At 50.6% G+C, this 12956-nt stretch carries 12 protein-coding genes; 4 read left to right on the top strand and 8 right to left on the bottom strand.

Annotated features, from left to right (window positions below; all coding sequences use genetic code 11):
• On the top strand, window positions 1-765 hold a 765-nt coding region (locus P8H26_RS17600; protein ID WP_289634415.1), incomplete at its 5' end, for a hypothetical protein.
• A 45-nt stretch (window positions 766-810) separates the two neighbouring features.
• On the opposite strand, the gene nadE is transcribed toward P8H26_RS17600, so the two are convergent.
• The 4 genes from nadE to asnB form a co-directional block, all read right to left on the bottom strand.
• On the bottom strand, window positions 811-1803 hold the full coding sequence (gene nadE / locus P8H26_RS17595) for an NAD(+) synthase (protein ID WP_289634414.1): 993 nt from the start codon (window positions 1801-1803) through the stop codon (window positions 811-813).
• Window positions 1796-3397, bottom strand: a complete 1602-nt coding sequence (locus tag P8H26_RS17590) for a class I adenylate-forming enzyme family protein (RefSeq protein WP_289634416.1) — start codon at window positions 3395-3397, stop codon at window positions 1796-1798. The genes nadE and P8H26_RS17590 overlap by 8 nt, the downstream gene beginning before the upstream one ends.
• Window positions 3398-3418: 21 nt before the next feature.
• On the bottom strand, window positions 3419-3673 hold the full coding sequence (locus P8H26_RS17585) for an acyl carrier protein (RefSeq protein ID WP_289634413.1): 255 nt from the start codon (window positions 3671-3673) through the stop codon (window positions 3419-3421).
• Between the two features lie 147 nt (window positions 3674-3820).
• Complete coding sequence (asnB, locus tag P8H26_RS17580) at window positions 3821-5746, bottom strand: asparagine synthase (glutamine-hydrolyzing) (RefSeq protein ID WP_289634412.1); 1926 nt, start codon at window positions 5744-5746, stop codon at window positions 3821-3823.
• Window positions 5747-6139: 393 nt separating this feature from the next.
• Here asnB and P8H26_RS17575 point away from each other — a divergent pair, with 393 nt between their 5' ends.
• The 3 genes from P8H26_RS17575 to P8H26_RS17565 all read left to right on the top strand — a co-directional run bounded on the left by P8H26_RS17575 (window position 6140) and on the right by P8H26_RS17565 (window position 8978).
• Window positions 6140-7189 carry an ABC transporter substrate-binding protein gene (locus P8H26_RS17575; RefSeq protein WP_289634411.1) on the top strand — a complete coding sequence of 350 codons (1050 nt, stop codon included), beginning with the start codon at window positions 6140-6142 and terminating at the stop codon, window positions 7187-7189.
• 209 nt (window positions 7190-7398) lie between these two features.
• On the top strand, window positions 7399-8160 hold the full coding sequence (locus tag P8H26_RS17570) for an ABC transporter ATP-binding protein (RefSeq protein ID WP_289634410.1): 762 nt from the start codon (window positions 7399-7401) through the stop codon (window positions 8158-8160).
• Window positions 8160-8978 (top strand): ABC transporter permease, encoded by an 819-nt coding sequence (locus P8H26_RS17565; RefSeq protein ID WP_289634409.1) that lies wholly within the window; start codon window positions 8160-8162, stop codon window positions 8976-8978. Before P8H26_RS17570 ends, P8H26_RS17565 begins: the two co-directional genes overlap by 1 nt.
• Window positions 8979-9055: 77 nt before the next feature.
• Here the strand turns inward: P8H26_RS17565 and P8H26_RS17560 are convergent, their stop codons facing one another.
• From P8H26_RS17560 to sseA, 4 genes are all read right to left on the bottom strand, one after another.
• Window positions 9056-9304, bottom strand: coding sequence for a hypothetical protein (locus P8H26_RS17560; protein ID WP_289634408.1), 249 nt, complete (start codon window positions 9302-9304; stop codon window positions 9056-9058).
• A gap of 149 nt (window positions 9305-9453) precedes the next feature.
• Window positions 9454-10371, bottom strand: coding sequence for a c-type cytochrome (locus tag P8H26_RS17555; RefSeq protein WP_289634407.1), 918 nt, complete (start codon window positions 10369-10371; stop codon window positions 9454-9456).
• The gene (locus P8H26_RS17550) at window positions 10371-11711 is read right to left on the bottom strand and encodes a cytochrome c (protein ID WP_289634406.1); all 1341 of its coding nucleotides are present in this window, start codon (window positions 11709-11711) and stop codon (window positions 10371-10373) included. Before P8H26_RS17550 ends, P8H26_RS17555 begins: the two co-directional genes overlap by 1 nt.
• A 211-nt stretch (window positions 11712-11922) precedes the next feature.
• Complete coding sequence (gene sseA / locus P8H26_RS17545) at window positions 11923-12744, bottom strand: 3-mercaptopyruvate sulfurtransferase (RefSeq protein ID WP_289634405.1); 822 nt, start codon at window positions 12742-12744, stop codon at window positions 11923-11925.
• Window positions 12745-12956: the final 212 nt, after the last annotated feature.

Below are 12956 nucleotides of genomic sequence, written 5' to 3'. Positions count from 1 at the left end.
ATCGCCACCGAGACTGCCAGCGAAACTACCGCAGCCATGTGGAAAAAGCTTAATGCGGTACAACTGACCGGTTACAGCCTCGACTGGCTGCGCATTATCCGCCCGCTGGGCTTTGCCGTTGAGACAGCGGCTTCAAAAATCGGGCTGCTGAATATGCTGCGTCCGGCAGCAGATTTCATTGACCGGCGCAAACGCAATGCCATGCCGGGCAATAGTCTGCGATGGTCAGCCACCCCGCAAAACTGGCTTGCCGGTCAGGCGCTGGAATGCAAAGAAATCAATGCAGCAGAGTTTTCCGAACTTTATGCGCAGTTCAGCGATGCATTCTCTTGCCGTCCGCAATGGAGTGGGCAACAGCTGTCTTTACGGCTGGAAGATGCCCAGCTGAAACCGGCATACGGGCAGCCGCATATGGTGAAAGCCGAAACCAAAACCGGCAAAGCCGTCGGTGTGTTTCTCTATCATCTTCGCAAGGATCATACCGCGCGCGTGCTGGAGCTTTTCAGCCATCCTAAAGCCAGCAGTCAGGTGATTGATGCCCTTATCAATCATGCAGCACAACGGGGTGCTGTTGCCATTCGTGGCCGTACCAAGCCGGATATGATGGAGGCGATGCTGGGTAAGCGTATTGCGTTTACACATCTGGCATCCACAATGGTCTGGGCAAAAGATGCGACCTTGCTCACCCCCTTTACCGAAAGCAAAGCATTGCTGAACGGATTGGCCGGCGAACACTGGAGCCGCCTGAGCGGCGACCCGCTCTGAAACCTTGAATAAAAAAAACCGCCTGTCAGGCGGTTTTTTTATATTTCACTTCAGAAAATCTGTGACCGGTTCAACCAGAAGCGGCGGCTCATGCAGAGCCTTGGTTGTTTTGCGTTTGGCAGTCATATCTGCCCACACATATTCAACCTGATTTTCACTCAAATTCGTAGCTCTTGCCGTATCCGCCGCACTGATATTGTGATTAAGCGCATAAAGACACAAATCCATCAGATTGTAAGGCAGCGAGAAATAGAACTCTTCCTGCGTTTGTGCGAGCGAGAAAGTATCGGTCGTCGGCGGTCTCCGGCGAATGTCTTCCGGCACACCCAGATATTCTGCCAGCTGATAGACTTGCGTCTTGTAAAGATGGGCAATCGGCTTCACATCAGCTGCACCATCACCGTTTTTAACAAAAAAGCCCTGATCATATTCCAGCCGGTTCGGCGTGCCGATAACCGCAAAATTCAGGCGGTCTGCATGATAATATTCAAACTGCTTGCGGGTGCGCTGCTTCATATTGGTGGCAGCCACAATGCCTAAATAAGCTTCAGGTGTCAGACGGATTTTTTCCTGCTTGCCATCCGGTGATTGCACGACCAGCGAGGAAATATTATAACCGCCGTTTTCTGATGCATTATTAATCACCAGTTTTGACGCCCAGCCTTCTCCGTAAACAGGCACAACCAGACGGATCGCATCATCGCGGCGGCGATAGCAGCCCATTGCAGTCAATGCAGGACCAATATCCTCAATAACTGTCTCGATACCAAAAGTCTGCGCGAGCTTCTGCCCCAGCGCCAGTGACAGCGGATCGGAATCATTCTCCGGCATAAAAAGACCGAACACCTTGTCCGCGCCGACAGCGCGCACTGCCAGTGCCGCACTCACGCTGGAATCAATGCCGCCGGAGATACCGACAACCAGACCGCGGCGACGTAAACCGCGCAACTGACTACGCAGCGCGGTGGTAATTTTTGCTACTTCCGCTTCCGCATCAAGCACCACGGTTTGTGCAGAAAATGTCTGAATTTTACTCATCCTGAAACTGCCTGTATTGTTTTTCCAGTATTTCCGCCGCAAGGCGACGACTGACTTTACCTGTATCGGTGCGCGGCAGTTCATTCGTAATCTGAACAAAAACCGGAACCATGAAATCTTCCAGATGCTGGCGGCAAAACCGGATAATATCCTTATCACTCAGCGTGGCATCAACCGCCACCACCATAGCGGTTATTGCTTGTCCCAGCATGGTATCAGGCACACCCGCCACCACGGCTTCGCTGATAGAAGGATGGGTATAGAGAACAGTTTCCACCTCTTTCGGAGGCACTTTTTCGCCGCGCGATTTAATAATGTCGTCTTTCCGGCCAACGAAATAATAATATCCGTCAGCGTCCATACGCAGCAGATCACCGGTATGCAGCACTTTTTCCCAAGGATTGCGTCCGGTTCTCAAAACCTCAGCGCTGGCCGCAGGATTATTCCAATACCCTTGCATGACATTAGGACCACGGATCACCATTTCACCGGCCTCACCAACCGGCACCGGCAAGCCCTGCTCATCAACCAGATAAACTTCGCTGTTCGGCAAAGCGATACCGACAGATTCAGGCTTCTCGCGGAGCATGTGCGGCGGCAGCCATGTGCAGCGTTTGCACTCTGTCATGCCGTACATGGAGTAAATTTCTGCTTCCGGAAAAACCTTTTGCAAAAATGCAATATGCGGCACCGGCAACTGCGCGGCTGTATTGGTGATATAGCGCAGATCCGGCAGAAAATCGGCTGACGCTTTCCCTGAGGTTTCTTGTTCTTCAGCTGCTGCCTGAAGATCACGCATCTGCATGATAATTGCAGACATTGTTGGCACAATCGGGAAACCTGTCACTTTCTCCGCACGCATCACATCAAAAACAGCCTGCGGAAAAGCAAAAGATTTTTCCAGAACCAGTGTTGCACCGAGCTTTACCGCCATAAGCAGCTGATAAAGCCCGTAATTGAAGGACAGCGGCAGAACGGACAGTATAATATCATCCGCAGTATTTTTAAGCAGTCCTGTCAATGCAGTTGCTGCCGCTTCAATATTGCGGTGTGTCATCATCACACCTTTTGGGCGGCCGGTTGAACCGGAGGTGTAGATCAGCATCGCCAGATCAATATCAATGCCGCCGCTTTCAACCTGCTCCTGCCCTGCTAGCGCTTCAATAGCGGTTTCAAACGACAAGCAAGCGCGCTTTGAACGGCTTGGCCCCTGCACAGCAATCACCGCAGGAATTGGTGCAAAGGCCTCAGCCTCATCAATCACCGGCAGTAATTTCGCCTGAGTGAGCATCAGGGACGGTGTGCAATCATTCAGGATATAGCTGAGCTTATCAGCCTTGGTAGACGGGTTAACCAGCGTGAAAACTGCGCCGGCCTTCAAAATCGCAAAGACGGATACCGCTGCCTGCCAGCAATTATCCATAAAAATGACAACGCGATCTCCCCGCTTCACATTCTGTGCCAGTAATGTGTGCGCCAGAGCCTCCGCTTTCGCATCAAACTCCGCATATGTCAGACGCACCTGTCCTGTTACCAGTGCCGTTTTCTGGCCGGTATTCTGTGCATGAAATCTGAGATAGCTCTCAATACGCATCATTGGACAGATCGCTTTTTATCAGGCAGCTTTACGCGAAGCCACGAAGGCTGTGATCTTTGAAACGCTATCAAGATTGGCCGGAACAATATCCGCATCCGCCATTTTCACACCGAAAGCCTCATCAATGAAAGCCACCAGCTCAAGCACACCGGTTGAATCCATAATATCATTATCAATCAGCGAGGCATTGTCCTCCAGCGCGTAATCCGTGTCACCAAACAAGAAGTTTTCAACGATGAATTCGCGCAAGCGGCTGTTAACTGTATCACTCATACCTATATCCCGTTTCATAAAATCAGCACTTGCTGTAAAGCAACTGTCTCAGCTTGACCTGACTTTAAGTTATAAATACCGTATTCTTTCGCCAGCCATAACACGTAAACCTGTTATGGAAGTCTATAAACTTTTATACGCCCTGCATTATTTCAATAAAGTGGTAAATTTTTCCAACCATAACTGGGTAGAAAGAATACCGACATAGGCTGTATTGTCACGGAAACCACTCAAACCTTGCTCTTTATTCTTATTGCATAATTTAGAGACAGCTTTAGCGTTAAAATATCCGCTTTGCTCAATCCGTTTTTCGCTCAGAAGATCCCGTACATAGTCTTTCTCACCTTTTCCGGTGAATGACTTACTGTCCGGTGCGCGATACGGCTGCTTCTGGCGCTGCAAAACTGCTTCCGGCACACGCTGCTTTGCCACACGGCGCAGCAAATACTTTTCCGTCAGTCCATGCAATTTCAGTGAAGGATGCAAGCGGGCGGCGAATTCCGACAAGCGATAATCAAGAAACGGAAACCGTGTCTCCACACTATGTGCCATCGCCATCCGGTCACCCTGACTGGAGAGAATATAGGACGGCAGCAGAAAACGGCATTCCAGATATTGCGCCTGATGCAACTCATGCCAGTGGCTGAATCGTTCCGGCAGTTTAGAGGCCAGTTCTTCACCGGCATCATAATCACCGATTTTACTTTTCAGATCGCCTGAGAAAAATAGCTTTGCGGCACTCGTCGCCTTCATTCGCGGACGGTGTGAATAGAGCGGATCAGATAAATCCGCGCTATGAATACCAAAAAAGGCTGCCAGATAGTCCGGCGTTTGTGCTTTCAAGCCCGGCAAATAGGGATAGAGCTTGCGAAACAAATGCGGCCTGATCTGCGATTGCGGCTGACGCGAACAAAAGCGACGGACTTTCGCCTCGCGAAAAATATCATATCCAGCAAACACCTCATCCGCGCCTTCACCGGTCAGAACGGCTTTCATGCCAGTGTCGTGCACCAGCTGAGCCAGTCGATACAGCGGCGCCGGAGCTGTGCGCACCAGCGGCACTTCTGCCGCGTGAACCACCTGAGGAAAAATTGCCGAAATATCATCGTCAGCAATTGTAATCGAATGATGATGCGTGCGCAGCGCCTGTGCAACCACCTGCTGAAAACGGCTTTCATCATAATCCGCATGCTCAAAGCCTACGGAAAAACTATGCAACTCCCCCTCTGTCAACGGCTGGGCAAGGGCAGCAATCAGCGATGAATCCAACCCGCCGGAAAGATAGGTGCCGACAGGCACATCAGCCTGAATGCGCAGGTTTGTGGCATCCATGAGCAAGGCTTCCAAAGCCTCTGCCGCCTCATCCGCATCTGTCATCACCGCATCGTCACGGTCAGGATAATCCAGCGACCAGTAACGGCGTATTTTCATGCCGTTTTCATCGCAGATCATCATATGGGCGGGTTCAAGCTCAAAGATATTGCGAAACGCTGTCCGCGGAGCGACCGGTGCCCAGAGTGAAAAAATCTGATCCAGCGTCAGCGGGTCAAGCTCGGCCTCCACACCCGGCACACGCAGAAGTGCTTTGATTTCCGAGGCAAAATATAAAACGCCGCCGACAGTCGTATAGAATAGCGGGCGCACCCCCATACGGTCGCGGGCGATAAACATTCGCTTCTGCTGGGCATCCCACAATGCAAAGGCAAAATCACCATTCATATAGTGAAGGCAGTCAGCACCGTAACGCGCATAAAGTTGCAGGATCACTTCCGTGTCGCTATGCGTGCGAAAGCGTGCGCCCTGCGCTTCCAGTTCGCGGCGCAGTTCTGCATGATTGAAAATCTGTCCGTTAAAAACCAGAATAGTGCGCTGATCCGCCATGCTCATTGGCTGCTGGCCGTCACTGATACCAACAATGGAGAGGCGCTTATGCGCCAGTCCGGCACCATCCAGCACAATTGCACCCTGCTCGTCAGGTCCACGATGAGCAATCGCATCCGCCATTTTGCGCAGCAGAACTTCCGGCGTCTGATCCGTTAGTGCCTCACCAATATAGCCTGCTAATCCACACAAAACGCAGTTCCCCCGCAAACCGGCACAATAATATCTTTCTGTAGATATTATTTATCGCAGAGATCACTGTTTCACAAAGCAACATTTCAAAAACCAACCGGCATAGTCAGAATTATGCCGACACAGTTAATGCTGTTGTACAGAGCCCGCATGCAACGCAGCTTTGTAAACTCACGAAGAAAGAGCCGTTTGATACGGCAACAATTGTATAGGACAAACAGAGTTGTGACCGCTTTTAGCTTCAAATCCGGATAAGTTTGCTCTAAAACTACACGAAATCATTGCAAACAATTCCACGACTTCTCGCAATAAAGCGATAAGACCGGGCCGCAGACAAACCGGAACCTGTCGCGTTAAACCGCAGGCCACCCGCTCTTCAGTAAGGATCAACATATGCAGAAGTTTCAGCTCTCCCGCCGTCAGACACTCGCAGGGCTCGGTGCAGCCGGTGCAATGACCGTGATGGGCTCTCCGTTTTCCCTGAATGCAAAAGCTGAAGCGGCGCAGATCAAAGCTGTGCTCGGCATTATCCGTCTTGCCAGTCAGGCACCGAGTTTCATCGCACAGGAACGCGGCTATTTCAAAGCTGAGAACCTCGATATGGAGTTCAAATATTTTGAAGCCGCGCAGCCAATGGCCGTCGCCATTGCCGGTGGTGATGTTGATTACGGTGTGACCGCTATGAGCGGCGGCCTGATCAATCTGGCTGAGAAAAATGCAGTTAAAGTTATCGGCGGTTCATTGCAGGAAGAAAAAGGCCTCGCAGGCCAGATCATTCTGGCATCGAACAAAGCCTATGAAGCCGGTCTGACCGATCCGAAACATCTGGCAGGCAAGAGCTTCGGCATTACCACCGCCGGATCGTCGTTCCATTTCATGGCCTATAAAATCGCCAAGGCGAATAATATCCCGCTCTCCGATATTACTCTGCGCCCTCTGCAAAAGGTTGGTGCTGTTGTTGGCGCACTCACATCCGGTCAGATTGATGCATGGGCCATCCAGCCAAGCATTGCCAAGAAGATGATTGCGGAAGGTGCAGCCAAACAGATCGGTCTGGTGTCTGATTATGCGCCGGATTATCAGGTGACCACCGTTTTCACCTCGACCAAGAACGCAGGTGAAGAGCGCGCCAAAACAGAAGCCTTTATCCGCGCTTATTCCAAAGCCATTGATGACTACAATGCCGCTCTGGTCGACAAAACCGCGTCTGCGGAAGAGGTCGATGCGATTGCTAAATTCGTCCATAAATATGTTGAGATGGATCTGCCTTTTGAGCAGGCGAAAAACAATCTGGTCAATGGTGCGATGCGCATTAACAAAGGCCTCGCTTTGTCTCTCGGCTCTGTGACTGAGCAGCTCAACTGGTTCAAAGACGAGAAGATGGTGAAAGACACCATTACACCTGAAATGCTGTTTGACACCAGTTACGTCAAAACGATCTGATCTGAAGTCTTTTCAGCCGGTATGGTTCGCCTGCCGGCTGTTTCCCGCGAATGATCAGGGCCCGTAGCGATCGAGCATTTCTAGTTTGTTTTAATTCATAGAAATACTCTATCTTTTTGTTATTACGTGTATCTTATCCGAAAGCCGCTTCACATTTTTCGGGATACACTTTAACCCTGCCGCCCTGACAAGAAGAAGTATAAACTGGCATGGATTTGCTGTTAAAAAATGTCGGCCACCATTATGGCAAGGTCGAAGTTCTGCGTGACATCACGCTTGAAATCAATCAGGGGCAGATCGTCTGTCTGATCGGCCCTTCCGGTTGCGGTAAATCCACCTTGCTTCGTTTTATCGGTGGTCTTGAACAACCTACAACCGGTCAGGTTTTACAGGTCGGGGAACCTTCTCCGTCCTCTCTCAATCCACTGACTTATGTTTTCCAGCATTTCGCATTGCTGCCGTGGCGCACAGTGGCGGGTAATATCCGGCTGGTATTGGAAGACCATAAATTATCGGCCAAAGAAATGGATGCAATCATTGCCGATGTGCTTGCGCGCACCCGCTTGTCCGACTTTGCCAATGCCTATCCCAAACAGCTTTCCGGCGGCATGAAACAGCGCGTTGCTATTGCCCGTGCATTAGCCGTGCGTCCTGATGTGATGCTGATGGATGAGCCGCTATCGGCACTCGACAGCCAGACGCGTGAATTGCTGATGGATGATCTGGTATCGCTCTGGACACGCCAGCCCTTCACAGCTGTTTATGTCACCCACAATCTGGCAGAGGCAGTGCGCCTTGGCCACAAAATTGTAGTGCTGTCGCGTCGTCCGGGACGGATCAATCAGGTCGTCACCATCGACACCCCGCTCGATCAGCGCCATCTGGCCGATCCGGTACTGGATGCCAAACAGCAAGAGCTATGGGCGCTCATGCGTGATGAGGCGATGGCTGCGGATCAGGAGCTGCTGTAATGACAAAAACATCTGAGAACCTGCAACAAGCAGTTATTACCCGTCCTGTGCCGTTTCGCGGTGGTGGTTTTGCGCCGGTAAAAGTCCGTTTTATTGCACCCATTCTGTTCATAGTTCTGATTGCGCTGGCTGAGATTGGCACCCGCACAGGCTTCATTTCCAACCTGACCCTGCCGCGCCCCTCTGCAGTACTTGGCACATTTTATCAACTTTATGATACCGGCCTGCTCTGGAAACATTTGCTGCCATCATTGCAACGTCTGTTTGTCGGCGCATCTATGGGTATTGCCGTTGGCATATTGCTCGGCACGATGATCGGCTTGTTTTCCTATGTCCGTGCCGGTTTGGTGCCGCTCGTGGCTGCTATTTTCCCTATTCCGAAAATCGCACTACTGCCCCTGTTCGTCATCTGGTTCGGTATTGATGAAATGTCGAAATATGCACTGATCGCGTTCGGTACTTTCACGCCGACAGTCGTGGCAACCTATGGTGCGGTTGATAATGTGGATCGCAGCCTGATCCGCATGGGACAGAGCTTCAACCTGCGCTGGTGGTCGATCATTCGTAAAATCGTGCTTCCCGGCGCCTTGCCCGGCATCCTGTCAGGCTTACGTGTTTCCATCGCGATTGCCATTATTCTGCTAGTCGCCGCTGAAATGCTCGGCGCGGAATATGGCGTTGGTGCCTATATTCTGGAGGCCGGTTCGCTCTATGATCTTGAGCGCCTCTTTGCCGGCGTCACCATTCTCTCCGTTATGGGACTGATTACCAGCTGGTTGATCGGCCGGATTGAGCATTATTTCCTCAGCTGGCGCTGAACCGGCATAGAAACAAAAAAGCACGGATAACATGTGTTATCCGTGCTTTTTTTATATCCGAAATGCTAGTCGTTTTATTATTCAACCCAGCTTGCACCATTGTCCGGTGCCTGACAGCCGTAAGGCGGCAAAGTCTTCGTGCCGAAATTCTTTTTCAGCTGCATACAACCCCAATGGCGGATTGGCGCTGGCATATAAGATTGCAGGTCAATACCAACCTCGTCGAACGGGTCGTTCGTATTGGTTACATAACTATACCAACGCTGGCCAATGCCAGCGATAACAACAATCACGACAATCAGAATAATTCGAAGCAGCTTTTTCACAAAACCCTCAGTACTCAGTTTAAACCCGCCCGACATTACCGGCAGATAAGAATTGAAAAATGCTTTTTGTCAGTGAAATGACATATCATCAAGTGCAAAAAGCCGGTCGCAATTTCTGCAACCGGCTTGCTGTTTCTTATACCAATTAATCAGTAACGGGCATCTTTCGGTTTCTTGCTGTTTGGCCAGTCCTTGACCTTGCCTGCAAAATCCGGTCGCGGCATATGTGTGAAATATTCAGACACGTCTACCGCTTCCTGATCGGTCAGTACACCACCCTGCCCCAGCATGCCTTCCTGCTGAACACTAACCGGCATATTATATTTCACAAATGCCGCTGCCTTATAGGTACGCGCCATACCCGCACCGATATTGAAGCTGTCATCCCCCCAGAGTGGCGGGAAAACATATTCTCCGAACTGGTCTTTCTTGCCTTCACCATCATTTCCGTGACAGACCGCGCATTGCTCAGCGTAAATGGCCTTGCCCTTAGCCGGATCAGGTATCAACGTCTCATCAATTTTTCCGGCACCGGAAACTTTCACCATATGCTCTTTCGGCAGGCCCTGACCAAGCCATTTCATATAGGCGATCATCGCGCCCATTTCTTTGGATTTCGGATCAACAGGCTTACCATTCATCGAGCGCTGGAAGCAGCCATTGATACGCATCACCAGATTAACTTCCTTACCTGCGCGTGGCATCACACGCGGATAGAAATTATAGGCATTGATGTAAGGCGCACCTTTATCCAGTTTACCCTGCGCCAGATGGCAGGAGTTACAGTTGAGCCCTGCGCCGACATTTTCCGGCAGCAGACGCGCGGTTTCATTGAGCAGGCGCTTACCATACATAATGGCTTCGGCATCCGGTTCTTTGGCGATCAGGTCATCGCTTGGAAGCGTATATTGCCCGACCACTTTGCCTTCCGCATCCACCACATCATAAGTCGGCAGCGGTGGCGCATCCACACGCGACGGCTTGACGATAAATGTCCAGCCTGCACCTGCTGCTGCAATTGTTACCACGAGCGCTGCCGCCGTTCCGATCCAGAATTTCTTGTTCATTATTTTGCCTCCGGAACATAATGCACAGGCTTGTGCTCAATCAGATGCCGCATGCGGGCAATGTCACTGTCCTTGATATGTGAGCCATGATTGCCCCAGCCGTTGCGGATAAAGTTCAGAATATCCGCGATCTCTTTATTGGTGAGATGCGCAAAGCCCGGCATCTTGAAAACCATCGGATCATGAGGCGTATCGGCCATTGCTGCCCCGTCCAGTGTCAACTGAATCAGCGAGCTCGGATCTTCCGCAAATACAATCGAGTTACCGGCAAGCGCAGGGAAAACACGGTCTGCACCACGACCGTCGAGACGGTGGCAGGCCGCACAATTATCCACATAGCCGACTGCACCCGATGCAGAGAAGTCACCGGCACGCAGAGCTGCAGTCGTCACATCCTGCTTCGGTGTCCACTGTTGAGGATGGCTGTCGCGTGCGGGCAGGCTTTTCAGATAGCGCGCAATTGATGTCAGATCATCATTTGTCAGATATTGGGTACTATGTGCCACCACATCGGCCATACCGCCAAACGCTGCGGTGCGGTCGTTTCGTCCGGTCTTCAGGAAGTCTGTGATTTCTGCTTCCGCCCATGTGGAAAGGCCCGTGCCTTCATCACGCAGGTTTTTCGCATACCAGCCTTCAAGAACCGAGCCGGAAAGGTATTTACCGCTCTTATCATCGCTCAGCGCTGTTTCCTGATAACCAATTCCGCGCGGTGTATGGCAGGCACCACAATGAGCAAGACCTTCCACCAGATAGGCGCCACGATCAACCATCGCATCCATACCGGTTGCCGAGGTGAATTCACGCGGCTGCGCGAAAGCAAGCTGCCAGTAGGCCAGCGGCCAGCGCATATTCATCGGCCAAGGCAAAGTGGAGTCCTGATTAGCCTGATCAACACTTTCTACGCGCGACATGAAATAAGCGTAGAGCGCTTTTATGTCGTCATCTTTCACAACAACATAGGAAACATAAGGCATGGCGGGATAGAGTGCCACGCCATCGGGCCGTACACCACGGCGCACAGCACGTTCAAAATCACCGTAGCTGTAATTGCCGATACCGGTTTTCTTATCCGGTGTAATATTGGTAGAATAAATAGTGCCAAGCGGTGTCTGCATCCCCAGACCACCGGCAAATTCCTTGCCGCCCGGTGCTGTATGACAAGCAATACAGTCACCGGCACGCGCAAGATATTCACCTTGCTTAATCAGCTCAGGGTTCTGAATATTAACTTCAGCTTCCTGCTTTGGCGCATACCAATGATGCGATGTAACCGCTATTGCATAGCTTGCGCCAAACAAGCCCAGACCGCAAAGGGCCAGCGTTTTAACAAGCTTCATATTAAACTCCTGAGTCGTCTCTTCTCCTCCATCTGAGACTGTCAGGGATGTTTCTCATTGATTCAGATCAATGTTTTCAAATATTTGCGATATTTACATTCTCAAAAACACTACCAAAAAAGAATTTCAGTTTTGTCACATTCGTTTAATGAAAAATTTTTCCCCATCAAATCGAACACCACGAATATATTCGATGGGGAAATCTGCTGCATCAGGTAACGCTGCCCCACTCTGTCCATGAGCCGTCATAAAGGCGAACATTATTATAACCAAGCAGGTTCAATGCCAGAAACAGCACGGCTGCGGTAACGCCGGAGCCGCAGGTTGTTACTACCGGCTTGTCATTTTTCACACCCTGCGCTTCAAAAAGAACTTTCATCGTTTGCAACGATTTAAAAGCACCATCCTCCACCAGAGACCCAAAAGGCATATTCACCGATCCGGGAATTGAGCCGGAACGAACATTGGCACGCGGTTCCGGTACCGAACCGCTGAAGCGTTCCGCTGAACGCGCATCGGCAATATGTGCCTTTTTGTGTTTGGCGATCAGCACCATTTCTTCGATGAAAACAACTTTATCACCGGCATAAACAGGCTTGAACTCAACAGCTTCAGGCGTAGCCTTACCGCTTTCCGTTTCAAAGCGCTCAGCCTGCCATGCTGAAATACCACCACGCAGAATGTGCAGATTTTTAACACCCATAATATGAAACAGCCACCAGACGCGCGGCGCGGCGAACAAATCACCGGTTTCATAAATGACAATCTCATCATCAACACTGATGCCGAGCTTACCAACAGCCTCTGCAAAAACCTCTGGTGACGGCACCGTATGAGGGAGAGAAGATGCCGGATCGACGATTTTGTCCTGATCGAAAAAAACAGCGCCCGGAATGTGAACTTTTTCGAACTCCAAACCACAATCACGTTTGGCAGCAGGCATGTACCAGGAGCCGTCGACGATCTTCAGTTCAGCTTTGTTTTGATGATCCCGTATCCACTGAGGCGATACAAAAATTTCTTCCGGCGTCATTTTATTCCCCGTGAGTCACTCATTCAATCATAGAATATAAGCGCTATAGCCAATGGCAAGAAATGAATTGAAAAATCTATGATCTCTGCGTTTTAGACGAATGTATTTGATTACAATGCTTCTAACGTGCTGTCCGGCGATCAACACAATGTTCTTCTGATATTGCTGCGGATGTTATCCGCAGTTAAAGTCATCGAGTCCGCGGCAATTAT

It is taken from the genome of Pseudochrobactrum sp. sp1633 (assembly GCF_030376605.1).
GTDB lineage: Bacteria > Pseudomonadota > Alphaproteobacteria > Rhizobiales > Rhizobiaceae > Pseudochrobactrum.
Note: the sequence above shows the minus strand (reverse complement) of the source record. Positions and strands in the feature narration are given on the sequence as shown.